Origin of the sequence: Thalassovita sp., assembly GCF_034670005.1 — a bacterium.
In the GTDB taxonomy this organism is placed as follows: Bacteria; Pseudomonadota; Alphaproteobacteria; order Rhodobacterales; family Rhodobacteraceae; genus Thalassobius.
Genome location: NZ_JAXMOH010000012.1, coordinates 82,532 through 106,039, shown reverse-complemented (window position 1 = coordinate 106,039; position 23,508 = coordinate 82,532). Strand labels below are relative to the sequence as shown.

The following is a 23,508-nucleotide window of genomic DNA, read 5'->3' as shown; positions in this document are numbered from 1 at the left end:
TTCCAACGAGGGAAACGCAATGGCGCACGAGAAAAACCACGATTATCACATTTTGCCCCCCTCTCTGCATCCCCTGATGGGTGCAGTGGCCGGGTTCGTTATGCTGTTTGGAGCAGTGCTGTTCTTCCACGACCACGGTCCCTGGATGCTTCTTGCCGGGTTCGTCGGCGTTCTTTACGTGATGTTCGCGTGGTGGTCGGAAGTCGTCAAAGAAGGCAATACCGGCGATCACACCCCGGTGGTGAAAATCGGCCTGCGCTACGGCTTCATGCTGTTCATCATGTCCGAAGTCATGTTCTTCGCGGCCTGGTTCTGGAGCTTCTTCAAGCACGCGATGTACCCGATGGGGCCGCAATCGCCCGCAGTTGACGGTGTCTGGCCGCCAGTTGGCATCGAAACCTTCGATCCGTGGCACCTGCCGCTGATCAACACGCTGATCCTGCTGTGTTCGGGCGCGGCGGCCACCTGGGCGCACCATGCGATCGCGCATGAAAACAACCGCAAGGACATGATCAACGGTCTGTTGATCGCGGTTCTGCTGGGCGCGTTGTTCACCGTTTTCCAGGTCTATGAATATAGCCACGCGGCGTTTGGTTTCTCGGGCAACATTTATGGTGCCAACTTCTTCATGGCGACCGGGTTCCACGGTTTCCACGTGGTGGTCGGAACCATCTTCCTGTTCGTCTGCATGCTGCGCGCGATGAAGGGGCATTTCACCCCCGAGGCCCATGTCGGGTTCGAAGCCGCCGCCTGGTACTGGCACTTCGTTGACGTGGTCTGGCTGTTCCTGTTCGCCGCAGTTTACATCTGGGGCGGCTGACCGTCAGGATATACGAGAGTTTTGAAACCCGCGCTTCGGCGCGGGTTTTTCATTTCGCAAAGGGGGCGTTGCCCCCGTCTTTGAAAATTTGCAATTTTCAAAGACTCCCCCAGAGTATTTTTACCAAGATGAAAACGTCAGGCGCGCAGAACGGCGCCCGGATTGAGGATTCCATTTGGATCGAAGGCGTTTTTGATCGACCGCATCATCTGCAATTTGACCGGATCGCCATAGCGTTCCAGATCCGCCACTTTCAAACGGCCAACGCCATGTTCGGCGCTGAACGACCCGTTGAATTCATCGACCAGATCATGCACCGCGCGCTGAACAGCGTCGCGTTGATCAAGGTAGTCGGATTTCTGCCGACCCTTGGCAGGAAAGACGTTGTAATGCAGGTTGCCGTCTCCCAGATGGCCGAAACAGTTGATCCGGAAATCCCCCATCCGGCGCAGGATTTCTCCGCCTTTGGCGATGAAATCGGCGATGGTGCTGAGCGGCAGTGAAATGTCGTGTGAACTGATCGAGCCGATCAGTCGATTGGCTTCGGGGATCTGTTCCCGCACTTCCCAGAAATCCTGCCGTTGTTGCTGTGATTGCGCGATCACCCCATCGGACAGCAGGCCCGCTTCCATCCCGGTGGTAAACAGGTCCTCTAACGCTGCGGCGGGGTCGAGGCCGCGCGCAAGTCCGACTTCGATCAGAACCATCCATTCGGGAGCCTGAGCAAAGGGCTGACGCAGTTGCGGCAGCTTTTCTGCGAGAAATTCCAACCCGGTGCGGTGCATCAGTTCGAAGGCGGATACGCCTTCGCCCATCTGATCGCGGGCCAGTGACAACAGGGTCAGTGCGGCAGCCGGGGTTTCGACCACCATCAGCGCGGTGCCCTCGCCCACAGGCCGCGGTGCCAGTTTCAGCGCAGCGGCGGTAATCACGCCAAGCGTGCCTTCGGACCCGATCAGCAAATCGCGCAGATCATATCCGGTATTGTCCTTGCGCAGGCGGGTCAGCCCGTTCCAGATCCGGCCATCGGGCAGCACGGCTTCTAATCCGAGAGTCAGTTCGCGCATATTGCCATAGCGCAGCACGTTGACGCCGCCGGCATTGGTCGCTAGGCAGCCGCCGATCCGCGCCGAACCCTTGGCCGCGATCGACATCGGAAACAGCCGGTCGGCGGCCAGCGCCGCATCGTGGACGTCTTGCAGGATCGCCCCGGCTTCGGCGATCAGAACGTTTTCTTCGGGATAAAGCGCGCGCACCTGCGTCATCCGTTCCAGCGACAGCAGCAGTGGCGCAGGGCCGTCGGCCATGATCTGTCCGCCGACAAGCCCGGTGCCGCCGCCATAAGGCACCACCGGCACGCGGGCCGCGTTCGCGGCTTTGAGGATGGTCGAGACCTGTTCCACCGTGTCCGGTGCGATGATCGCACCGGCCTGACCCTGCCAGCGCCCGCGCGGTTCTTCCAGATAGCGCGGGTCGGCGGGGCGGAAGCAACGGTCCGGAAGGAGGCTTTGCAGCGTGTCGATAAAGGCGGGGGTGACGGGGTGTAAATTCATACCCAAAGGATTAGCAGGATCGGCTGTCCCGTCCAGCCCTCAGCGCAGATAACGCGGTTTCAGCACCACGACCGTGGGTTCGCGCGGCAGGGTTCTGAGCGACAGTTCCAGTGCACTGTCTCCGACATGTTCGATTGCGAAATCGGTGCCTATGCCGCGCAAGAAGGCGGACAGTGTACCGTCGCCAAACCAGTGCATCGGGATCACAACCGAGGATTTGAGCCGCTGCAACACCCGAAGCATCGTCGGAAGGTCCAGCGTCATGCCGCCATCGACCGGCGCCATCACCACGTCGAGCCGCCCGAGCGCGGCATATTGCGCAGCGTCCGGTTCGTGATGCAGGTGACCCAGATGGCCGATGCACAGCCCCGCCACTTCAAAGACGAAGATGGAATTGCCCTCTGGTTCGATTCCGCCGAATGACCGGATATCGGTCGACACGTTACGGATCACCATGTCACCGAGGTCGAGATGATGGTCGATGCCCTTGCCATGTTCCGCACCCCAGCCGCGCAGCACATGCGCGATTGCCGGATCGGGGGCGGCGGTCCAGTGGGTGTCGTGCGCATGGTTCATGGTAACCGCATCAGGGGTGTAATCCACGTTGCCGATGAAACCGGTGTAATCGGTGACCGCGCCGGTACCGCCCGGCGACTGGATCAGGAACGATGCATGGGCGAGGTAGCTGATCCGGACGGTGTAATCGGGCAGGGGATCACGGAACGACGCGTTGTGCAGATATGACAGGCCCGGTGCCGCATCGGCGATGGCGATGCAATGGCTGGGCATGCGGGTCTGGGCCTGGGCTGCGCTGGCCAACAGAAGGGCGATAAGAGCGATGCAGGTTCTGATCACGGGCACGGTCCTCTTTTCTGCGTAGAAAAGATAGACCGGTTTGGGATTTTGTCACGGTCCGATTGTTCAACCGGGGCCGTTGCAGCGATCAGATCGGTTCGGTTCGTCCGCGCCGGTCCAGCCGGATACAGGCATACAGAACATGGGTGCGCCAGCGCCCGTCGATTTCCAGATAGCTTTGCGCCACACCTTCGTATTTGAAACCGCATTTTTCCAGCAGGTCGCGCGACGGTTTGTTTTCCGGCAGGCAGGCGGCCTCGATCCGGCTCAGGTCCATACGGTGAAAGGCATGATAGACCAGCGCGTCGATCGCTTCTCGCATATAGCCCTGGCGGGCGTGGCTTTCGCCGACCCAATAGCCCAGCGTCCCCGACTGCGCCGGACCGCGACGGATATGATCCAGGGTGATCGCGCCCACCAGTTCTGCATCATCGCGGCGGAACATGAACAGTGGCAGCGCGGTGTCGTTCTTGATTGCACGATTGGCCCAATAGACCCGGTTGGCAAAGGCTTTGCGGCCCAAATGATCGTTCGCCCAGGATGGTTCCCACGGTTTCAGGAAGGCGCGGCTGGCGCGGCGCAGGCCGGTCCAGCCACGAAAATCGGCATGCACCGGCGGGCGCAACGTCAGGCGTTCGGTTTCGATCCGGACCTGTCGCTTGGGCCTTAGCATTATGCGGCACGCCTTTGCTGCAGCGTTGCCAATGTCGGGGCATGTTCGACCGGGCCGTAGAGCGCCAGCGCGGCGGGCGCGTTGGTGGCCATGGTTTCGGCGAAATCGCGCACGTCTTTCAGGCTGACATTGTCGATCTTGGCGACCACTTCTGCGACATCCGGCACCCGGCCCCAGATCTGCACCATCCGGGCCAGCCGTTCGGCGCGGTTGGACGGGCTTTCTAGCCCCATCAGAAGCCCGGCTTTCATCTGCACCCGGGCGCGGGCGATTTCTTCTTCGGTCATATCGTCGGCGGCGCGTTTCATTTCGTCCAGCGTGATGGTCGCCAGTTCTTCCAACTGGTCAGCGGACGTGCCGGCATAGATGGTCATCATGCCGGTATCGACATAGGCCCCCGCCTGGGAAAAAATGGTGTAACACAGGCCGCGTTTTTCGCGGATTTCCTGAAACAGGCGGCTCGACATGCCGCCGCCCAGCGCATTGGCATAAACCTGCGCGGCGTGGATCTGATCGCTGCCGTAATCGGGGCTTTCGAAGGCCAGCGCGAAATGCGCCTGTTCCAGTGGTTTGACCTTGCGGAATTCGCCGCCCTGAAATTTGGCACTGTCATGCGTGGTTGTGATCAGCGGTGACAGATGACCGAACAATTTTTCGGCTTCGCGCACCAGCGCGTCATGATCGACGGCACCGGCCGCCGACAGGATCATCTGACCGGGGCCATATTGTTCAGCCACGAAGCGAGCCAGATCTTCGCGGGTAAAGCTGCTGACGCGTTCTGCGGGACCCAGAATGGTGCGGCCAAGCGCCTGACCCGGATAGGCCTGTTCCTGCAGCCAGTCGAAAACCACATCGTCCGGCGTATCCAGTGCCTGACCGATTTCCTGCAGGATCACGCCGCGCTCGATCTCGATTTCGCGTTGATCGAAGATTGGGTTCAGCACGATATCGGCCAGCACATCCAGCGCCAGCGGCACATCGGCCTGCAACACCCGGGCGTAATAGGCCGTCACCTCGCGCGAGGTATAGGCATTCATATAGCCGCCGACATCTTCGATGGTTTCGGCGATCTGCAGCGCGGTCCGCGTTTTGGTGCCCTTGAACGCCATATGTTCCAGAAAATGCGCGATGCCATTCTGTTCCAACCGTTCATGCCGCCCGCCTGCCAGCACCCAGATGCCGATCGAGGCCGACTGCAACCCCGGCATGTTTTCAGAAACGATCCGGAAACCGTTGGAAAGAGTATGAAGCTCTACTGTCACTTGGCAATGCGATCCTTGATCAAATCTTCGATGGCGCCCAAATCGTTTGCGATCCGGCTAACACGTTCCGAACGGTCATACAGGTCGGCCATACGTGTCGGCAAGTCCGGGTGTTGACCGCTGGCGGCTTCGACCGCTGCGGGGAACTTGGCCGGATGCGCGGTCGCCAGGGTGATCATCGGTACATCCGCGTTGCGGAGCTCATTGGCAACCTTGACGCCAACTGCCGAATGCGGACACAGCAATTCGCCGGTGGTGTCGAACAGGGTCTTGATGGTGGCGCTGGTTTCATCTTCGGAACAATGGCCGCTGTCAAAGACTTCGCGCAGTGCCTGCAATGCGCCTTGGCTGATGGTGAATCCGCCCGCGCCGAGTTCTTCCATCAACTGCGCGACCGCTGCGCCGTCCTGATCATAGGCGTAAAACAGCGCCCGTTCGAAATTCGAACTGACCTGGATATCCATCGACGGGCTGATCGACGGGACCACCCCGTCGGGGCGGTAGTCGCCGGTGCTCAGGCAGCGGTGCAGAATGTCATTCTGGTTGGTGGCGACCACCAGCCGGTCGATCGGCAGACCCATCCGCTTGGCGATGTAGCCCGCGAAGATATCGCCGAAGTTGCCGGTTGGCACGGTGAAGCTGACCTTGCGCTGCGGCGCGCCAAGGCTGACGGCGGAGGTGAAGTAATACACCACCTGTGCCAGAACCCGGGCGAAGTTGATCGAATTGACCCCGGCGAGATGCACCCCGTCGCGGAATTCGAAATCGTTGAACATGTCTTTTACGCGGGCCTGGCAATCGTCGAAATGCCCGTCCATCGCCAAAGCATGTACGTTGCTTTCAGCGGGCGTGGTCATCTGCCGCCGCTGGACTTCGGACACGCGGCCATGCGGGAACAGGATGAAAACATCGACTGCGGCAAGTCCTTTGAACGCCTCAATAGCCGCTGATCCGGTGTCGCCGCTGGTGGCGCCCGCTATGGTCACCCGCCCGCCAGAGCGTTTCAGCGAGGCCTGAAACAACTGGCCGATCAGCTGCATCGCGAAATCCTTGAACGCCAAGGTCGGACCGTGGAACAGTTCCAGCAGGAAGTGGTTGCTGTCCAGCTGTACCAGAGGCGCGCGCGCGGCATGACCGAACCCGGCATAGGCCTTTGCGATGATGTCGCGGAATTCGTCGTCGCTGAAGCAGTCGCCGATAAAGGGCTTCATAATGCGGAACGCGGTTTCTTCATAGCTTAACCCGGCCAGCGCGGCGATCTCTTCGGCGCTGAAGGTCGGGATGGTTTCGGGCAGATACAGTCCGCCATCGCGGGCCAGACCGGTCATCATGGCTTGTTCGAAACTCAGAACGGGCGCTTTGCCACGGGTCGAGATATATTTCACGTCTCAGTCCCTTTTTGCGGGTTGCGTGTGGATTTGTACATGCGCCAGAGGAACAGGCCAAGCATCGCCAGCCAAACGGCAGCGAGCCCGTACCATGTAACGGCATATTCGAAATGATCGTTAGGGATGCCTTCGGTGCCGACCGGCAGGGGTGATACCGGGCCGTCGTCGAAGGAGGTGCTGCGCGCGATCAGCATAACCGGTTCAGTGTTCAGTTCTTTTGCCATGATACCGACGTCGCGCGCGAACCAGATATTTTCGGCGCGATCATTTTCCGGCGTGAAACTGTCGCGTTCATCGGGCCAGTGCAGGTTGCCGGTGACGGTGACTTCGGCGGTGGGCGGTTTGGGCGGCTGGACTTCCAGCCGGATAAAGCCGCGATCCACCAGGATCCGCCTGCCTTGTGTCGTCTCCATCGGAGTGATCAGACGGTAGCCCGCCCCGACGGTTTTCTGGCTGACCAGAACCCGGAGTGTGGGGGTATGCATCGTGCCGGTGACGGAGACTGGCAGGAACCGGTCCCGGATCGGGTCGGGGTCGGCCGGCAGGGCGACCGGATCGGCATGGATATGTGCCTCGATCTCGGCCAGAACGCCCTGTTTCCAGTGCAGCCGCTGAACCTGCCAGCTGCCCAGTGCGATCAGCACGGCTGCGCCCAGTAGTCCAAAGAACAAAGGGAAGATCAATCGGCGCATCGGTTCTTTCTGGTCATGGACGAAGGCAAAAAGCGCACAGGCGTGACGCGCTTTGCTTTCTTGCCTGTTGCGGCAGGATTTTCAACCGGAAAGACCGCAGCGGCCTGTGCAAAGGCCGCGACAGTCCGGGCTTGGAAATTATCGTAGCATCCAGGCCACAATTTCCGCGGGCCGCCTTACAGCCCGTCGAAAGCGCAGAGCGCGTGGATATCGAAGCCCATCGCTTGTAGCCGGTCCCGGCCGCCCAGTTCGGGCAGGTCGACGACAAAGGCGCAACCGACGATCTGACCGCCCAGTCGTTCGATCAGTTTGATCCCGGCCTCGGCGGTGCCGCCGGTGGCCAGCAGGTCATCGACCAGCAGGACGGTTTCCCCGGCCTCAATCGCGTCATCGTGGATTTCAACGATCGCTTCGCCATATTCCAGCTGGTATTCTTGGCTGATCGTGGTGTGGGGCAGCTTGCCCTTTTTGCGGATCGGCACGAAGCCGGTGCCCAGCTGATGCGCCACCGCGCCGCCAAGGATGAAACCGCGCGCTTCCAGCCCGACTACCTTGTCGATACGCTGTCCGGCATAGGGGTGCAGCAGCTGGTCGATGCACATGCGGAACCCGCGCGGGTCGGCGAATAGCGTGGTGACATCGCGGAACATGATCCCTTCATGGGGGAAATCGACGATGGTACGGATGTAATCCTTGACGGTTTTGGCGGGCTGACCCATGGCGTGTTCTTTCCTTGAAACGGTTTCCCCGCCGGTTTGACAAGGCTGGGTCATGGTTTCAAGGGCCAGATAGATCAACGCCGCCCGGAAGGCGGCGGCGTTGCTTATTCAGCGGTTATTCGAGAAAAACCGGTAAAACTTGTTCGACAACCAAGGGACATGGGGTTTGCGCCAATCCATGCGGTCGCGCACAAGCATGCTTTTTGCTGAAAGAAGGTTCATTTTATCTTTCCTTTTCGCCTGTAATGCCGCAATGAGTATTTGTGCAGCGTGTTGCTGTATTATGTATATACACTGTATATGCGAAAATTTCAAGCACGAACGGGGATGATGCGTGCCGAAGAAAGATGGCAAGAAATCCAGCAAGAAAGACAGCCAGTTGGTTTTGCGACTGGATAAGGACGAACGGGACCAATTTGTCGAGCTGTGCAAAGAACTCGATACCAGCGCTGCCCGCGAAATCCGCCGCTTCATCCGCGATTTCATGAAGGAAAATTCGGAATAGGCGCGGCGTAGTCGCCAGCGCCTGCCGGTCCGCAGTCAGAAATATATGCCCGGCCCACGGTAGGCCGCCCTAGCCCGGACTAAGTTCCGATTACAGCACCCGGCCCGCGACCGCATCGAGCTTTGCCACCATCGCCGGATCTCGCGCCTCTGGCGCGGTCAGGATGGCGTAATCCAGCGCCCGGTCACAGCCATGTGGGCAGGGCGCGCGATCCGCGCCCAGCAATGCCGGCAGCCGTTTGACCAGATCCCGGCCCTTATCGGCATTGCCTGTCAGGGTCGCGATGATCTGTGAAATATCCACCTCGCCATGATGCGGGTGCCAGCTGTCGTAATCGGTGATCATCGCAACGGAGGCATAGCAAAGCTCGGCTTCGCGGGCGAGTTTCGCTTCGGGCATGTTGGTCATGCCGATCACGTCGCAGCCCCAGTTTTCACGATAGAGTTTCGATTCCGCGAGGCTTGAGAATTGCGGCCCTTCCATCGCCAGATAGGTGCCGCCCTTATGTACGGTGATACCGGCGTCTTTCGCGGCGCTATAGCAGGCCTCCGACAGGCGCGGGCAGGTCGGGTGGGCGACGCTGACATGCGCCACGCAGCCAGTGCCGAAGAAGCTTTTTTCACGCGCGAATGTGCGGTCGATGAATTGATCCACGATCACGAAATCGCCCGGTGCCAATTCTTCGCGGAATGACCCGCAGGCCGATACTGAAATTACGTCCGTTACGCCCAGCCGTTTCAGCGCATCGATATTGGCGCGGTAAGGGACAGTGGAGGGCGAATGGACATGGCCACGGCCATGACGCGGCAGGAACGCCATTTTCACACCATCCAAGCTGCCGGTCAGGATCTGATCCGACGGGGCGCCCCACGGTCCGGACACGCTGGTCCATTCGGCGTTTTCCAATCCATCGATATCATAGATACCCGATCCGCCGATGACGCCGATATATGTGTTCATGATGTTTGACTTCTCCTGTTGTGCGATGCCAGATTACGCAACCTGGGCGCGGGGACAAGTCACGTCAGCCTTTGTCGTCAGGGCGGGACAGCGCAAACAGGTCTTTGACGATTGAATAATCACGATAGCCCAACCGCGCCAGCGGCTGGAACGTGGTGACGTCGAAAATGCCATCCTTCAGGCATTCGTCGCGCAGATGCACGCCGGTCACTTCACCGATCACCATGCGGTTGGCTTCGCCTGCCAGTTCGACAATCTGGCTTAGTTTGCATTCCAGAACCGCCGGAGCATCGACAACATAAGAACACGGAATCGTGCGGCAATCGGCCTTGGTCAGCCCGGCATGGGCGAATTCGTCGTCCACAGCGGCCAGCGAGGCGGAACTGGCATTCATCGCATCGCGTAACGCGTAAGACACCACATTCACCGCGAAGACGCCGGTTTCGCGGATATTGGCGACGCTGTCCTTGCCGTCATCCTGATCCGGTTTGGAGCCGGTTGAACAGAACATCACCTGCGGCGGTACATAGGCGATCGCATTGAAAAAGGAATAGGGTGCCAGATTGTCATGGCCCTCTGCGCTGCGGCTGGAAATCCAGCCGATGGGGCGCGGCGTGACGATGGCGTTGAATGGATTATGCGGCAATCCATGACCGTCTTTGGGTTCGTAAAACAACTGCCCTTCGCCTCCTGTCCGCGTCTGCCCTTTGAGGTTTGTGTCAGACCTAGCGCCGTGCTAGTGGCGTTTCCACCCGAAAGTCAAATCCCAATCGCGAAAATCGAGGCATCTTTGTATACGCTGAACCCTGAAACAGCAGACGACTGGTGGGAGGTCGAGGCGCTTTATGACCTGTGCTTCGCCCCCGGTCGAACGGCGTTGTCGTCCTATCGGTTGCGCGATGGGGTCGATCCGGTCAAGGCGATGTCACTGGTCGCGCGCGACGCTGACGGGACTTTGGCGGGGGCGATCCGGTTCTGGCCGGTGCATGTGGGCGGACAGCCCGCGCTGCTGCTGGGGCCGGTGGCGGTACACCCGACGCGGCAGGGCGAAGGGCTGGGCGGTTTGCTGATCCAGTCGGGGCTGGAACGCGGCCGGGCCGAAGGCTGGGACCGGGTGATGCTGGTGGGCGATGCGCCCTATTATAGCCGGTTCGGATTTAGCAGGCTTGACGGTGTGATCATGCCGCCGCCGACCAACCCGGACCGGGTTTTGGGCTATGCGGTGAGCGAAGGGGCCTGGGACGGTGTCACCGGCGAAGTCACCCGCATTGATGCTTGAAACCTGATCCAGAATAGCCATTTCTGTGACAGGCTAAGCGAAGGGTTCAATCATGCTGATCGAAGACGCTTCGAAAGAAGTTATTGATTTAGACGCGGAATTGGAACTGCTGGCCCAGCGGTATCGCAAGGCCGGGGGCATGGGTATTCAGGTGCTTAACATGATCGGTGGGCAGGCCGATCAATTGTTGAACCGGTTGCCGGACAATATTCGCAACAACCTCGATGGAGCGACCGAAACCGCTTTGGGGCTTGCGATGAAGGCGGCGCATCGTTCGCGCGGGGTGATCGGGGATCAGCCGGGATGGCTGAACACAACCGTCACCACCGCGATGGGAGCGGCGGGCGGGTTCGGCGGTCTGCCTTCGGCAATGGCAGAGCTGCCGGTCACGACAACGATCCTGCTGCGTTCAATTCAGGGCGTTGCGGCCGAACAGGGGTTTGACCCGGCGGCGGAAAACGTGCAGTTCGATTGCGTCCGGGTATTCGCTTCGGCTGGGCCGCTGGACCATGATGACGGCGCCGATCTGGCATTTCTGACCTCTCGAATGGCGCTTCATGGGGGCAGTTTACAGGCGCTGATCGTCAAGATCGCGCCGCGCCTGGCCAATGTTCTGGGCCAGAAGCTGGCCGCACAGGCGGTGCCGGTGCTGGGGGCAATTGCGGGGGCGGCGACGAATTACGCCTATACCAGCTATTATCAGGACATGGCGCATGTGCATTTTCGGCTGCGCCGTCTGGCGATCGAAGCGGATACAGCGCAGGATCAACTGGTCGAGCAATTGCGGCAGAGAGTGACCCCGAGGGTTACCAAAAACTAGCCGGGCAAATGCGGTTCCTGTCAAAACGCTGGACGCTGCCGCGGTCCTGCCCCAATCTTGGCGCGGGGAGGAATGCCAATGTCCAATGCACCAGTCTACGAAATAGATCCTGCCGCTTTCTGGGCGGACCCCTATCCAGATATGGCGCGGATGCGGGCGCAAACGCCGGTTTGCTATGTGCCGCAGCTGGACGCCACGCTGATCACCCGGCGCGACGACATCTTCGTGAATGAAAAAATTGTCGATGTGTTTTCGTCCGATCAACCGCAAGGGCTGATGACAGTTCTGATGGGGCAGAACATGATGCGCAAGGACGGTGCGGACCACCTGTCCGAACGTCGCGCGATTTTCCCCACAGTGTCGCCCAAGACGGTAAAAAACGTTTGGAAAGCCCAGTTCGAAGTGGCGACCGCGCGGGCGCTGGACCGGTTGGCGAACCAAGACGATGCTGACCTGGTCAAGGATTTCGCTATGGAGGTCAGCGCCGAGGCACTAAAATCCATCACCGGGCTGACCAATATGGATTGGCGCGAAATGGACCGCGTCAGTCAGGGTATGATTGACGGTTGCGCCAATTACGCGAACGATCCGGCGGTGACGGCCCATTGCAACGATTGCACGGCTTCGATCGACCGGCATATCAGCGAACGGATGCCGGTATTGCAGAACACCCCCGACCAGTCCCTGATCGCGGTTCAGATGCAGGCGGGTCTGGACGAGGCGCAGATGCGCGCCAATGTGAAACTGGCGATTTCGGGGGGGCAGAATGAACCGCGTGATGCCATCGCAGGGGCGGCTTGGGCACTGCTGACCCATCCAGAGTGGCTTGATGCGGTGCGGTCGGGAGACATCAGCTGGTTGCAGGTATTCGAAGAATATGCCCGCTGGATCAGTCCGATCGGCATGTCCCCCCGACGCATCGCGCGGGATTATGACCTGAACGGGATCAGGCTGGATGCAGAGGATCGGCTGTTTTTCATGTTCGGGTCGGGGAATCGGGACGAAACCGTGTTTGCCCGCCCCGATATTTTCGATCCGACACAGGATATCGCCCCGGCGATTTCCTTTGGCGCCGGGCCGCATTTCTGTGCCGGGGCCTGGGCGTCGCGTTGTCTGATTGCCGAAGTCGCCCTGCCGATGCTGTTTGACCGGTTCGCGGGTATCGCGTTGACGGGCGAAGCACCGTTTGGCGGCTGGGCCTTCCGGGGACCGCTGTCGGTACCGGTGCGGTTGCGGTGATCGGTCAGGTTTGTTTGCGCAGGTAGTCCATCACCGCCGGGCGCACCGACTGATCGCCGTTCATATTGGCCGTTTCGATCACCTTGCGTAGCCCGTCCAGATCGACGCCGCGCAGGATGTTCTTGACCGGGCCGATAGAGGCAGGGCGCATCGACAATGTACGTATTCCCATCGCCGCAAGGCAGACCGCTTCGACCGGGCGACCGGCATCTTCGCCGCAAAAGCTGAGCGCGGTGTTCGACGCCGCGCAACGTTTCACGATGCCTTCTAGAAATGTCAAAAAACTGACATTCAGGGTGTCGTAGCGCCGCCGCACCCGTTCGTTTTCGCGGTCGGCTGCGAAAAAGAACTGTTTCAGGTCGTTGCCACCAATCGACAGGAAATCGACCTCTTCATAGAACCGGTCCGGTGCAAATGCCAAAGACGGCGTTTCCAGCATCGCACCGACTTCGAGATGTTCAGGCACCGCGTGGCCCAGAATGCGTTCGCGTTCCAGCGCCTTTTCCATTTCCCATTTGGCGGCCTTGAATTCTTCATATTGGGCGACAAAGGGGAACATGATCGACATCGGGCGACCCTTGGAGGCCCGCAGCAGCGCCTGTAGCTGCATTCTGAGCACACCCGGTTTGTCCAGGCCAACCCGGATAGCGCGCCAGCCAAGAGCCGGGTTAGGTTCGTCATTGGGCTTCATGTAAGGCAGGACCTTGTCCGATCCGATGTCGAGCGTCCGAAAGACCACCCGTTTGCCTTGGGCGGCATCCAGCACCCGCGAATAGATCGCCGACAGTTCCGACCGTTTTGGCATCTTGTTACGCACCAGGAATTGCAATTCGGTGCGAAACAGCCCCACGCCTTCGGCGCCGGAGCCCTGCAAAGATGGCAGATCGGCCATCAATCCGGCATTCATCAACAATGAAATCGTTTTACCGCATTTGGTGGTGGCGGATTTATCCCGGATCGAGGCATAGCGTTCCTGCGCCTTGGCCTGCATCGCGATTTTATCACGGAAAGCGGCGACGACGGTATCGTCGGGGCGCAGATGCACGATGCCCTGATCGCCATCGACCATGATATGGTTGCCATTGAGCGCTTCGGTGGTGATCCGTCCCGCATGGATGACCAAGGGAATTGCCAAGGCCCGCGCCACGATGGCGGCGTGGCTTCCGACAGAGCCTTCCTCCAGCACGATCCCTTTCAGAGAACGCCCGTAATCCAGCAGTTCGGCCGGACCGATATTGCGGGCTATCAGGATCGGATCGGCGGGCAATTCCGCCCCGGTATCGGTGCCCTGACCGGTCAGGATACGCAGCAACCGGTTCGACAGATCGTCCAGATCGTGCAGCCGGTCGCGCAGATAGGCGTCGTTGACCTGACCCAGGCGCGCACGTGCTGCCGATTGTTCCTTTTCCACCGCCGCTTCGGCCGACAGGCCGCGGCTGATATCTTCTTCCATGCGCCGCATCCAGCCCTTTGAATTGGCGAACATGCGGTAAGCTTCGAGGACCTGAACCTGATCGGCATCTCCGCCCGAAGCCCCGGCCAGCATCTGATCGACGCTGATCCTCAGCGTATCCACTGCTTCATGCAGGCGGGTGAGTTCATTATGCGGATCCTCGGCGATCGGGTTGGTCACGACCACGCGCGGTTCGTGCAGCCAGACATGGCCTTCGGCGGCGCCTTCCTGTCCAGAGGTGCCGCGGATCAGAACGGATTGCTGATGCCGGGCCGACAGGGCCGCCCCTTCGCCGACAAAGGCACCCAGTTCGGTCATTTCGGCCAGAACCATGGCGACGACTTCCAGCGCATAAACTTCGTCAGCAGAAAATTCACGCGCCTGTTTCGACTGCACCACCAGAACGCCCAGTTTTTCGCCCAGCCGCTGAATCGGTACGCCAAGGAAGGAGGAATAGATTTCCTCGCCGGTTTCCGGCATATAGCGGAACCCCTTGGCCGACGGCGCATCGGCCTCGTTCACCACGGTGCCAACTTTGGCGACCCGACCGACAAGCCCTTCGCCCATGCGCATTCGGGTTTGGTGCACGGCCTCGGGTTTCAGCCCTTCGGTGGCGCAAAGTTCCAGCGTTTCAGCGTCGCGGAACAAATAGACCGAACACACTTCGGTGCCCATCGAATCGGCGATCAGATGGGTGATCTCATCCAGCCGCGCCTGACCGGCGCTGTCTCCGGCCATCGCATTTCGCAGCCGTCGCAGCAGTTTGCGGCTTTCGCTTTCGGTCCCATCGGTCATGCACGATTAACCCGTCTTGGTTTCGGCCTGTCGCGTCGGACGCCGGCCCGCGGGCAAGCGTATCGATTCAGGCCGTTTTTTCCAGTTCAAAGGCATCATGCAGCGACTGGACGGCAAGTTCCAAGTATTTCCGGTCAATCAGGACGGAAATTTTTATCTCGGAGGTTGCAATCACCTTGATGTTGATGCCCTCATCCGAGAGTGTCTTGAACATTTTGGCGGCCACACCGGATTGCGACCGCATACCGATCCCCACTGCCGAGACCTTGCAGACATCGGTGTCGGCGATCAAATCATGGAAATTGATATCGCCTTTTTCCTTGGCGCCGTTCAGCGCCTTTTCTGCCCTGAGCACCTGATCGATGGGGCACGAAAAGGTCATGTCTGTCCGGCCTTCTTCGGAAATGTTCTGAATGATCATATCCACGTTCACCCCCGCATCGGACAGGGGGCCAAAAATCGCGGCGGCGATGCCGGGGCGGTCGGCGACCGAGATGAGGGTCATCTTGGCCTCGTCACGCGAATAGGCGATGCCGGATACAGGGCGGTTTTCCATGGTGTCCTCCTCGTCGCAGACAAGCGTACCTGCCTCATCTGACGGTTCTTCGAACGAACTGAGCACGCGCAGTTTGACCTTGTAGCGCATTGCCAGTTCGACCGAACGGGTTTGCAGGACCTTCGCACCAAGCGAGGCCAGTTCGAGCATTTCCTCAAAGGAAATCTTGTGCAGTTTGCGGGCCTTCTGACTGATCCGCGGGTCGGTGGTATAGACGCCGTCCACATCTGTGTAGATGTCGCAGCGTTCCGCGTCGAACGCGGCGGCAAAGGCAACAGCCGTTGTGTCTGATCCGCCCCGGCCCAGCGTGGTAATGCGGCCTTCGGGGCTGATGCCCTGAAACCCGGCGACCACGGCGACCTTCATGCCTTCGGCAAACTTGGCGCTGATGTTTGCCGGTGGGATGTCTTCGATTCGGGCATTGGCATGGGCGTCGGTAGTCTGCACCGGCACCTGCCAACCCTGCCAGCTGCGCGCTGGCACGCCCATTTCCTGCAGCGTCAGCGCCATCAGGCCAGCGGTGACGTTTTCGCCCGAACTGACCACGGCATCATATTCGCGGGCATCATAGAGCGGCGAAGTTTCATTGACCCAGCCGACGAGTTCGTTGGTTTTACCGGACATGGCCGACACGATGACGATCACGTCATAGCCCTTGGCGACTTCCAGCCCCACCCGTTTGGCGGCGCGTTTGATCCGGTCGAGCGTGGCGACGGAAGTGCCGCCGAATTTCATCACGAGAACGGGCATGGTCGGTCCTTGGTCCCTATAATCGCGCCGGGTTTAGTGAAAGGGCGGGGCGAGGGCAAGAGAATTAGAGTGGGATAGAGGCGGTCAGACGCCTTGGTCTAGCGGCTTTCAGATGGGCCATTTCGCCGGTCAATCCCCACCGCTTTGACCGGTGTCAAGGACGCTGTGGCCGTCTTGGCGCAAATCAGGGGCCGGTTGGACGGAAACCATCGAAACCGATTCGCCCGTTGCCGTCTCAATTCGCAGCCTGGTCCATTGCCAAGGAGGAAGGTCATGAAAGTACTGATAGTCTATGCGTCCAGCGAAGGGCAGACACGCAAGATTGCGCGCAAGATCATGGATCGCATTGCCGATAGCGGACAGGCGGTCGAACTGTTGCCGGTGTCCGAAGCAAAAGGCACAGATTTCAGCCGCTTTGACCGGATGATTGTCGCCGCGCCGATCCACGCGGGGCATTATTCGCGTGCGTTGTCGGATTTCCTGTCCCATGAGGTCGAAAACCTAAGCAACGTGCCAATGCTTTTCCTGTCGGTGTCGCTTGCCGCGGCGGGTCATGACGCGGAGGATTGGCGGGGTCTGGATCAGATCCTTGACGATTTCACAGCGGCAACAGGTTGGCAGCCAAGCCGGGTAGAGCAGATCGCAGGGGCCTATAAACCGTCGGAATACGACGTGTTCCGGCGATATATCATGCGCCGTATCCTTGCCGCAAAAGACCCGGATGCCGATCTGGACGCCGACAAGGAATACACTGATTGGGCGGCGCTAGAGGCGCTTGTCGACGAATGGTTGGCACGCGCCGATTAATAAACCGACCAAGACCCGTCTAATTCAGCGCTGCCAGGATCGCGTCGACCGCCTGTTCGGGGGATTGTTTCGCAGTGTCGATCTGCAAATCGGCCTCAGCCCAAGGCTGGTATTCGCGATTTAGCACGCCTTGCCAGTCGGGCAGATTCAATCCGATGATGTCGGGGCGGCGGTTTTCCACCCGGTGGCGGTGTTTGTCGTGATCCGAACAGATCACTTCGACCCTCAGTTGTCGCGCCTCGGCCGCATCGGCGATCGCTGTCCAGATGTCGCGGGTCAGCGCAATCGGATTGACGCTGTCGGCGATCACATGATGGCCCGTAGCCAGATTGCCTTCGGCGACGGCGGCGGCAATCTTGTAGCCGTCCGCCCCCAGATCATGACGTTCGGGCTGTGCTTCGCGCAGACATTGCTCGATCACATCGATCCTGAGCCACATCGCAGGCAGGCGCGGGGCCAGATGGCGGGCGATGGTGCTTTTGCCAGAGCCTGGCAATCCGGCGAACGTGATCAGAACCGCGGTCAAAACGGATGATCCTGACCATCCCATGTGCGAAAACAGCCGCTGCTGTCGGGGCCCAGTTCATCAAACCGCGCTATCAGGCCGCTTGCCGCCTGATCGACCGTGATATCGGCCACTTGGCCGCCCATATCGGTCTGCACCCAGCCCGGATGATAGATGCCAACCGAGATATCCAGCCCCTTCAGATCGACGGCAAAATTGCGGCCAAGGTTCAGCACTGCGGCCTTGGAGGCGCGGTAGATATAGCTGCCGCCGGGTGCGCGCATGTGCGATGCCATTTGCGACGAAATGATTGCGATCTTCGCGCCATCGGTCATCTGCAGATTGGGCAGCAGGGACTGGACAGTCAGGAACACGCCGGTGACATTGGTGGCGAAACTGTCTGCCCACATTTCGGGCGGGTAACCTTCGGCCAGCGATTGGCCCTTGTCCAGATAGACCCCGGCATTGCAGATCAGCAAATCCACCGGCTTGCCATCCTGTGCCCGTGCCAGATTGGCGAACTGATCCGGCTGCGTCACGTCAAGCGGCACGAAACCGTCGGCTGACCGCGCGGTGCCGGTTACTTCGTCGCCGCGATCACAGTATCTGTCATACAGGCTGCGACCTATCCCACGATTGGCACCAGTGATCACAACATGCATTTCAGCACCTCTTTTACGGGGGTCAATTTGTTTTCCGACCGGGGACGAAATGCAGCGGTGTCAGCGGCACGCCTTCATCAATCAGTTGCTTGGCCTCGTCGATCCGCGCTTCGCCATAGATCGACCGTTCCGGTGCGTCGCCGGTATGCATCGCACGGGCTTCGCGGACGAATTTGTCGCCGACATATTCCGAGGTTTCTTCGATCTTGCGCTTCAACTCTGCCAGGGCCTGTTCAGCCGGGTTGGCCGGTGTGCTGAGGCTCGGATTCGGTGCGTCGTCGGGCAGGGGGGTGGTGGACGGAGTGTCCGGCTGGGCGCTTTGAGTGTTGCGGCTGGGGCGGACGCGCGGGGCCATGATGGCTTTTTCCACATCGCTCGATCCGCAAATGCTGCAGGTGACCAGACCGGCGGTGTTGAGCTTGTCAAACGCTTCGGCCGATTGGAACCAGCTGTCGAACCGGTGATCCTGTGCGCATTTCAATGAGTATTGAATCATGAAGATATTCCATGCCTCTGGCACTATATTAAATAGCAGAAAGTCGGGTCGGATCAATCCCGGTTCCGGTCCGCAGCGTCCGGGCGCATGCAATGAAACGCCCGAAACCTTGGTTCCTCTGTTCTGCTAACCGACGCGCCCGAACGCCAACAATGGCCGGTTCGCCAAGTGCAGGCAGGCGCGGTTTCAGGCGCTGGGCGGCGGAGGCGGCAGAATGGTGAAAAGTTGCGCCAACTCGATCACATCGGCTGCTTTTTTCCAACCGTCCTGACCGGGAGTCCAGACATAGGTGTCGCGGTTGATGGTGCCAGAGGACGCCATCCGGCCCATCGACGCCTTGGAAAACGGCCCCTTTGTTTCGCCATTTTCGGCCACATGCCAGACATGTTCGACCGGTGGCGGCGGCGGGGCGACAGAGGTTTGCGGTGCCGGTTGCGGCGCGGCGGTCTGCGGGCGCGGTCCCCACGGGCCCTGATTGGCCATCTGCTGGGCCATCGCCATGCCCATTCCCATGCCAAGCCCGGCCCCCATGTTGGATCCCGGGTTTTGTGCGGCGGCGGTCATTGCCTCGGCGGCGGAATACTGGGTGAATTTGCCCAGATCGCCCGCCAACCCCATTGAGGTCCGCTTGTCCAGCGCTTCTTCGACGGCCGGGGGCAGGCTGATATTCTCGATATAAAGCTCAGGCATTGCCAACCCGTAGTCTGACAGGGTGCCGCTGATTTCCGCTGCGATCAGTTTGCCCAGATCGGCGGTATTGGCTGCCATGTCGAGAACCGGAATGCCCGAACCGGCCACCACGCGGGAAAATTCCTGCACGATGATGTTGCGGATCTGATAGCTGATTTCATCCATGGTGAATTCGCCGTCCGTACCGACGATTTCGGTCAGGAACCGGGCCGGGTCTGTGACCCGCACCGAATAGGTACCAAAGGCGCGGATGCGCACCGGGCCGAATTCAGGGTCACGGCAGATGATCGGGTTCTTCGTGCCCCATTTCAGATCGTTGAAACGGGTGGTGTTGACGAAATAAATTTCCGATTTGAACGGTGACTGAAACCCGTGATCCCAATGCTGCAGCGTCGTCAGGATCGGCATGTTGTTGGTTTCCAACATGTAAAGGCCGGGCGTGAACACATCGGCCAACTGGCCTTCGTGGACGAATACCGCAGCCTGACCTTCGCGCACGGTCAGCTTGGCGCCGTATTTGATTTCATGCCCTTCGCGTTCGAACCGCCACACCATCGTGTCGCGGGTATCGTCGACCCAGTGAATGACATCGATGAATTCACCGGTGAGAAAATCGAAAATGCCCATGGAAACCTCCTTCATGCGCGCAGGGCGACTATAGCTACCTGCAAAATCGTTTCTAGACCCAACGGGCCGCTTCTTCAGCTTCGGCCGCCGGTCAGTTCCTCGGCGATCTGCCGGATGATCGGATGGGCCTGACGCAGCGACATGCCGGGGCGCAGGCGCGGATCGTAAAGGATGCGCAGCAGCATTTCATCATGCGTGGTCAGCAATGAAAATTCGTCGTCATCATTGAAAATCGAGGGCCGTGCGCGCGGGCTGTCATTGGCCAGACCCAATCCCTGCGCCAGTTCTTCATGGATACAGGATTTGCGCAGCAGTTCAGGGTGTTCGGCTCGTATCAGCGCGATCGCTTCGCGGTAATCGCTGCTATTGCCAGTGGCCGAAAAGGCGATCACCAGACAATGAATCGACTGCGGGATATCGCGCAGGATCTGCATTGAGGCGGGATTGATATTGGGCACGATCTGTTGCACCCGGGTCAGCATCTGGGCGCGGTCGTCTTCGCCCATGAACAAAACGTGGAAATTGGCCTTGGCGCCGGACACGGATATCGGATGCCCGGTCACCCGGGACAGGCGGGCAGCATAGGATTGCACATTGGCGCGGTCGGTGATCCGCTGCGCCTGCGGCACCGAGGCACCGAATTCGACACCGAACCGCACCGGCACAGTCCAGCGGCGCAGAAAACCCGGCCCGCTATGGGCATTGCGCAACCCAGCGCCGCGTTCATATTCGTCGTAGAATGCGATGGTTTCGAAATTGCGCACCAAATCGGTGGCGGTGAACGGTGTGTCCGGCCCCCCGCCATCGGTCCGCAGCAGCCCCTGCGCCAGCAGATCGGCCTGCACCTTGCGGAAATAGGCGGCCAGTTCGCGGCTGCGGGCGGACGCGTCCGCCGGATCCGGCCGTGCCAGCCCAGCCGGGCGGGCCTGCGGAACCGCCGACCGCTGCAAGCCCAGCGGGGTACAGGCTGTCAGCAGGCACAGCGCGCCGGCAAGGGACAGTCCGAGGGTGTGTCGCAACTTCATTCCGATCTCAGCTTGACGGCACGGCAGTACCCGCAGTGTCACCTAACCCGGTTTTGCGGGCCTTGGCCGACGCCAGCGTGTCACGCAATTCCGCTTCCATTTTCTTCAGCTCTTCCTCGGCGGCAGCGCGGCGTACCTTGCCTTCGTCCGCAATCGCCAGACTTTCATTGATGGTGGCGACCAGATCGGCATTGGCTTGCTTCACCGCTTCGATATCAAACACACCGCGTTCCATTTCTTCGCGGATCATCTTGTTGCTTTCGCGCAGATTGGCCGCATTTGCCGTCAGCAATTCGTTGGTCAGGTCATTGGCCTCGCGCACGGCGGCGGCGGCTTCGGCGCTGCGCTGGATGGTCAGCGCCTGGGCCAGTTGAGTTTCCCACAGAGGCACGGTGTTCACCATGGTCGAGTTGATCTTGGTGACCAGCGATTTGTCGTTTTCCTGCACCAACCGGATCGAAGGCAGCGATTGCATGGTGACCTGACGGGTCAGTTTGAGATCATGCACCCGGCGTTCCAGATCGTCGCGCGCCGCGCGCATGTCGCGCAATTCCTGTGCTGCCATCACCTGATCGTTTTCAGGTGCGGCCTGCACCGCAGCTTCCTTGGCCGGAATCGCGGTTTCATCCAGCTCTTTCATCTTGGCTTCGCCAGCTGCGATGTAAAGCGCCAGCTCGTCATAAAAGGCCAGTGTCTTTTCATACAGCATGTCCAGCGATTTGATGTCTTTCAGCAGGACATGTTCATGTTTCAGCAGGTTGTCGGTGATCTTGTCGATCTGGCCTTGCACGGTTTCATAGCGGGCGGTGAATTTGGCAAACGGCGCGGCGCGGCCCAGCAGCTTTTCCCAAAAGCTGCGCTTGCGCCGCACGTCCAGTTCGCTGACAGAAAAACCGCGGATCGCGGTGACGATGTCGCGCAGGCTGTCACCGGCGGGGCCGACATCCTTGTTGCGCACATCGGTCAGCATCGCCTGGCTGATTTCCTGCAATTCGGCCTGCGCGGCCGATCCAAAGGATACGATGGAATTGGTGTCCGACATATCCAGTTCGTCCATCCGTGACCGGATCTCCGCGCCCACTGGTGCATCCGCTTCATCAAGGGCGGTGACCGCTTCGGCTTTTTGCGGTTCCGGCAGGATAACAGCGGTGACTTGTTCCACCATGGCCAGGTCGGCCGCGGCTTTCTGCTGAATTGTTTCAGACATAGGTTCCCCTTCGATACCAATGGCAGGTGGCGGCTATTCCGCTCGAATGCCTTCTCGTTTAAGCCGGTCCCGCAATACTTCGATCTCGATATTCAGATCGCTACGGTCATCCAGCAACATTTTTTGCGTGCGGGCGGCGAAGTTTTGCTCAAGATCGTCAAGCAATGCCATATAATCGGCCCTGGCCTGCGCATCGCGCGACCTGCCGTAAATATCGGCGAACTTGATCGTCGCATCACGTGCGCCCATCAAATAGACCGACATGTATTTTCGCGCCGCAGTCAGATCGCGGGGATCTTCCTCGACGGTGCGGAACAGATCGCGTGCGGCGGTTTGAAACCGCTCCAGCCGCGCGGCCGCATCGCGGTCGCCGGCGCGTTTCATTGCGTCGGTCATCGCCGCCAGATATTGTTCTGCTTCTTCCACGGCGCGCGCCACGCGGTCGGTCTGAAACGTATCGACGCCTTCCATGCCCTTGTCTTTGAGTGGGTCCATCCCAAAGGCCAACCCATGCAGAACGGTGCCGAGAACCGCGAAGATTACCGCCTCTAGAGGACCGAAGCCGGTGAATCCGGCCAAGCCCAGACCCAGCCCGGTCAAAACCGAGCCGATTATCTTGCGCGGCAGGACGGGGCGGCGGGCGATTTTGCGCGCCTCATAGCTTTCCTGCGCGAGCATCCCTTCGCGGGTCAGCCAAGCGGCCAGTATCATCAGGCCAAGCGCGACCAGATATTGCGCCATCGCCACGGGGTCCGACGTGAACGCCTTCCAGATCAGCGGCAGCGGGGTGAGAAACAGCAGGTTGACCCGGCCACCTGCACGGGTGCGTTTCGCATCGCGGTAAGCCCCCGGCGCGGAGGCGGTGTCGGTCGTTTTCCCATTGGGGCTGTATTGGCCGCCATAGCGTTGAGCCATCACATGCCTCCTGCGATGGTCACGTAGAGGGTCAGGAACACAAGCAAAATAAAAGCCAGTTTTTGTAATCCGGTGCCAGACATGCAGCGCCTCGCGTAAAAAAGGACAGGTCGTATAAAGGGTAAGCGGCGCGGGGCGCATTTGCTAGGGGGAAGATTGCCGCAAAGATGTCATGCAGGGATGACGCAAGGGCAGGTGGACGATCCGCCGCGGCACAGGCCCGGCGGTTTACGGCCTTGTTCTTGACCGGATCGT

24 protein-coding genes are annotated in these 23,508 nt (G+C 59.9%); 6 read left to right on the top strand and 18 right to left on the bottom strand.

Translation table 11 applies throughout. The features are described 5' to 3' along the window. Window positions 1-19: 19 nt before the first annotated feature. Window positions 20-820, top strand: coding sequence for a cytochrome c oxidase subunit 3 (locus VOI23_RS17045; RefSeq protein ID WP_323786195.1), 801 nt, complete (start codon window positions 20-22; stop codon window positions 818-820). Window positions 821-957: 137 nt separating this feature from the next. Here VOI23_RS17045 and VOI23_RS17040 read toward each other — a convergent pair whose 3' ends face one another. The 7 genes from VOI23_RS17040 to VOI23_RS17010 form a co-directional block, all read right to left on the bottom strand. Then, window positions 958-2,373, bottom strand: a complete 1,416-nt coding sequence (locus VOI23_RS17040) for an FAD-binding oxidoreductase (protein WP_323786194.1) — start codon at window positions 2,371-2,373, stop codon at window positions 958-960. 39 nt (window positions 2,374-2,412) lie between these two features. Continuing rightward, window positions 2,413-3,228 (bottom strand): MBL fold metallo-hydrolase, encoded by an 816-nt coding sequence (locus VOI23_RS17035; protein ID WP_323786193.1) that lies wholly within the window; start codon window positions 3,226-3,228, stop codon window positions 2,413-2,415. A gap of 88 nt (window positions 3,229-3,316) precedes the next feature. Further along, on the bottom strand, window positions 3,317-3,901 hold the full coding sequence (locus tag VOI23_RS17030) for a GNAT family protein (protein ID WP_323786192.1): 585 nt from the start codon (window positions 3,899-3,901) through the stop codon (window positions 3,317-3,319). Further along, the gene (locus VOI23_RS17025; protein WP_323786191.1) at window positions 3,901-5,163 is read right to left on the bottom strand and encodes a pitrilysin family protein; all 1,263 of its coding nucleotides are present in this window, start codon (window positions 5,161-5,163) and stop codon (window positions 3,901-3,903) included. The genes VOI23_RS17030 and VOI23_RS17025 overlap by 1 nt, the downstream gene beginning before the upstream one ends. Continuing rightward, a complete protein-coding gene (thrC, locus tag VOI23_RS17020) occupies window positions 5,160-6,548 on the bottom strand; it encodes a threonine synthase (RefSeq protein WP_323786190.1) in 1,389 nt (462 codons plus the stop codon). Before thrC ends, VOI23_RS17025 begins: the two co-directional genes overlap by 4 nt. Next, window positions 6,545-7,243 (bottom strand): SURF1 family protein, encoded by a 699-nt coding sequence (locus VOI23_RS17015; RefSeq protein WP_323786189.1) that lies wholly within the window; start codon window positions 7,241-7,243, stop codon window positions 6,545-6,547. The genes thrC and VOI23_RS17015 overlap by 4 nt, the downstream gene beginning before the upstream one ends. A gap of 176 nt (window positions 7,244-7,419) precedes the next feature. Continuing rightward, window positions 7,420-7,962, bottom strand: a complete 543-nt coding sequence (locus VOI23_RS17010; protein ID WP_323786188.1) for an adenine phosphoribosyltransferase — start codon at window positions 7,960-7,962, stop codon at window positions 7,420-7,422. A gap of 334 nt (window positions 7,963-8,296) precedes the next feature. Between VOI23_RS17010 and VOI23_RS17005 the strand changes: the two genes are divergently transcribed. Continuing rightward, a complete protein-coding gene (locus VOI23_RS17005; RefSeq protein WP_323786187.1) occupies window positions 8,297-8,467 on the top strand; it encodes a hypothetical protein in 171 nt (56 codons plus the stop codon). 90 nt (window positions 8,468-8,557) lie between these two features. On the opposite strand, the gene VOI23_RS17000 is transcribed toward VOI23_RS17005, so the two are convergent. After that, the gene (locus VOI23_RS17000; protein ID WP_416376544.1) at window positions 8,558-9,427 is read right to left on the bottom strand and encodes an S-methyl-5'-thioadenosine phosphorylase; all 870 of its coding nucleotides are present in this window, start codon (window positions 9,425-9,427) and stop codon (window positions 8,558-8,560) included. A 64-nt stretch (window positions 9,428-9,491) separates the two neighbouring features. Continuing rightward, a complete protein-coding gene (locus tag VOI23_RS16995) occupies window positions 9,492-10,103 on the bottom strand; it encodes a flavin reductase family protein (protein WP_323786185.1) in 612 nt (203 codons plus the stop codon). A gap of 114 nt (window positions 10,104-10,217) precedes the next feature. Between VOI23_RS16995 and VOI23_RS16990 the strand changes: the two genes are divergently transcribed. From VOI23_RS16990 to VOI23_RS16980, 3 genes are all read left to right on the top strand, one after another. Beyond that, a complete protein-coding gene (locus VOI23_RS16990; RefSeq protein WP_323786184.1) occupies window positions 10,218-10,706 on the top strand; it encodes an N-acetyltransferase in 489 nt (162 codons plus the stop codon). A 52-nt stretch (window positions 10,707-10,758) separates the two neighbouring features. Beyond that, window positions 10,759-11,526 (top strand): EcsC family protein, encoded by a 768-nt coding sequence (locus VOI23_RS16985; RefSeq protein WP_323786183.1) that lies wholly within the window; start codon window positions 10,759-10,761, stop codon window positions 11,524-11,526. 78 nt (window positions 11,527-11,604) lie between these two features. Next, complete coding sequence (locus VOI23_RS16980) at window positions 11,605-12,765, top strand: cytochrome P450 (protein ID WP_323786182.1); 1,161 nt, start codon at window positions 11,605-11,607, stop codon at window positions 12,763-12,765. Between the two features lie 4 nt (window positions 12,766-12,769). On the opposite strand, the gene ptsP is transcribed toward VOI23_RS16980, so the two are convergent. Then, window positions 12,770-15,013: a phosphoenolpyruvate--protein phosphotransferase gene (ptsP, locus tag VOI23_RS16975; protein ID WP_323786181.1), complete on the bottom strand. Its 2,244-nt coding sequence runs from the start codon at window positions 15,011-15,013 to the stop codon at window positions 12,770-12,772. Between the two features lie 67 nt (window positions 15,014-15,080). Then, window positions 15,081-16,319 (bottom strand): aspartate kinase, encoded by a 1,239-nt coding sequence (locus VOI23_RS16970; RefSeq protein ID WP_323786179.1) that lies wholly within the window; start codon window positions 16,317-16,319, stop codon window positions 15,081-15,083. A gap of 273 nt (window positions 16,320-16,592) precedes the next feature. Here VOI23_RS16970 and VOI23_RS16965 point away from each other — a divergent pair, with 273 nt between their 5' ends. After that, window positions 16,593-17,126 (top strand): flavodoxin domain-containing protein, encoded by a 534-nt coding sequence (locus VOI23_RS16965; protein WP_323786177.1) that lies wholly within the window; start codon window positions 16,593-16,595, stop codon window positions 17,124-17,126. 19 nt (window positions 17,127-17,145) lie between these two features. Here VOI23_RS16965 and VOI23_RS16960 read toward each other — a convergent pair whose 3' ends face one another. The 7 genes from VOI23_RS16960 to VOI23_RS16930 all read right to left on the bottom strand — a co-directional run bounded on the left by VOI23_RS16960 (window position 17,146) and on the right by VOI23_RS16930 (window position 23,253). Then, window positions 17,146-17,652, bottom strand: a complete 507-nt coding sequence (locus VOI23_RS16960) for an AAA family ATPase (RefSeq protein ID WP_323786176.1) — start codon at window positions 17,650-17,652, stop codon at window positions 17,146-17,148. Continuing rightward, window positions 17,649-18,293, bottom strand: a complete 645-nt coding sequence (locus tag VOI23_RS16955; RefSeq protein ID WP_323786175.1) for an SDR family NAD(P)-dependent oxidoreductase — start codon at window positions 18,291-18,293, stop codon at window positions 17,649-17,651. Before VOI23_RS16955 ends, VOI23_RS16960 begins: the two co-directional genes overlap by 4 nt. 22 nt (window positions 18,294-18,315) lie before the next feature. After that, complete coding sequence (locus VOI23_RS16950; RefSeq protein WP_323786174.1) at window positions 18,316-18,789, bottom strand: DUF1178 family protein; 474 nt, start codon at window positions 18,787-18,789, stop codon at window positions 18,316-18,318. 186 nt (window positions 18,790-18,975) lie between these two features. Then, window positions 18,976-20,106, bottom strand: coding sequence for an SPFH domain-containing protein (locus tag VOI23_RS16945; RefSeq protein ID WP_323786173.1), 1,131 nt, complete (start codon window positions 20,104-20,106; stop codon window positions 18,976-18,978). A gap of 74 nt (window positions 20,107-20,180) precedes the next feature. Beyond that, window positions 20,181-21,131, bottom strand: coding sequence for a DUF2927 domain-containing protein (locus VOI23_RS16940; protein WP_323786171.1), 951 nt, complete (start codon window positions 21,129-21,131; stop codon window positions 20,181-20,183). Between the two features lie 7 nt (window positions 21,132-21,138). Beyond that, entirely contained in the window at window positions 21,139-22,338 is a 1,200-nt protein-coding gene (locus VOI23_RS16935) for a toxic anion resistance protein (protein WP_323786170.1), read from the bottom strand. A 33-nt stretch (window positions 22,339-22,371) separates the two neighbouring features. Continuing rightward, window positions 22,372-23,253: a 5-bromo-4-chloroindolyl phosphate hydrolysis family protein gene (locus VOI23_RS16930; protein WP_323786169.1), complete on the bottom strand. Its 882-nt coding sequence runs from the start codon at window positions 23,251-23,253 to the stop codon at window positions 22,372-22,374. Window positions 23,254-23,508 lie beyond the last annotated feature (255 nt).

Excerpts from the sequence above, each read along its gene's own strand:
- VOI23_RS16940 (WP_323786171.1), bottom strand. The coding sequence starts at position 21,131 with ATGAAGTTGCGACACACCCTCGGACTGTCCCTTGCCGGCGCGCTGTGC.
- VOI23_RS16945 (WP_323786173.1), bottom strand. The coding sequence starts at position 20,106 with ATGGGCATTTTCGATTTTCTCACCGGTGAATTCATCGATGTCATTCAC.
- ptsP (WP_323786181.1), bottom strand. The coding sequence starts at position 15,013 with ATGACCGATGGGACCGAAAGCGAAAGCCGCAAACTGCTGCGACGGCTG.
- VOI23_RS16980 (WP_323786182.1), top strand. The coding sequence starts at position 11,605 with ATGTCCAATGCACCAGTCTACGAAATAGATCCTGCCGCTTTCTGGGCG.
- VOI23_RS16985 (WP_323786183.1), top strand. The coding sequence starts at position 10,759 with ATGCTGATCGAAGACGCTTCGAAAGAAGTTATTGATTTAGACGCGGAA.
- VOI23_RS17010 (WP_323786188.1), bottom strand. The coding sequence starts at position 7,962 with ATGGGTCAGCCCGCCAAAACCGTCAAGGATTACATCCGTACCATCGTC.
- VOI23_RS17000 (WP_416376544.1), bottom strand. The coding sequence starts at position 9,427 with ATGAACACATATATCGGCGTCATCGGCGGATCGGGTATCTATGATATC.
- VOI23_RS17015 (WP_323786189.1), bottom strand. The coding sequence starts at position 7,243 with ATGCGCCGATTGATCTTCCCTTTGTTCTTTGGACTACTGGGCGCAGCC.
- VOI23_RS17030 (WP_323786192.1), bottom strand. The coding sequence starts at position 3,901 with ATGCTAAGGCCCAAGCGACAGGTCCGGATCGAAACCGAACGCCTGACG.
- VOI23_RS16930 (WP_323786169.1), bottom strand. The coding sequence starts at position 23,253 with ATGGCTCAACGCTATGGCGGCCAATACAGCCCCAATGGGAAAACGACC.
- VOI23_RS17045 (WP_323786195.1), top strand. The coding sequence starts at position 20 with ATGGCGCACGAGAAAAACCACGATTATCACATTTTGCCCCCCTCTCTG.
- VOI23_RS17040 (WP_323786194.1), bottom strand. The coding sequence starts at position 2,373 with ATGAATTTACACCCCGTCACCCCCGCCTTTATCGACACGCTGCAAAGC.
- VOI23_RS16965 (WP_323786177.1), top strand. The coding sequence starts at position 16,593 with ATGAAAGTACTGATAGTCTATGCGTCCAGCGAAGGGCAGACACGCAAG.
- VOI23_RS16955 (WP_323786175.1), bottom strand. The coding sequence starts at position 18,293 with ATGCATGTTGTGATCACTGGTGCCAATCGTGGGATAGGTCGCAGCCTG.
- VOI23_RS16935 (WP_323786170.1), bottom strand. The coding sequence starts at position 22,338 with ATGTCTGAAACAATTCAGCAGAAAGCCGCGGCCGACCTGGCCATGGTG.
- VOI23_RS16970 (WP_323786179.1), bottom strand. The coding sequence starts at position 16,319 with ATGCCCGTTCTCGTGATGAAATTCGGCGGCACTTCCGTCGCCACGCTC.
- VOI23_RS16950 (WP_323786174.1), bottom strand. The coding sequence starts at position 18,789 with ATGATTCAATACTCATTGAAATGCGCACAGGATCACCGGTTCGACAGC.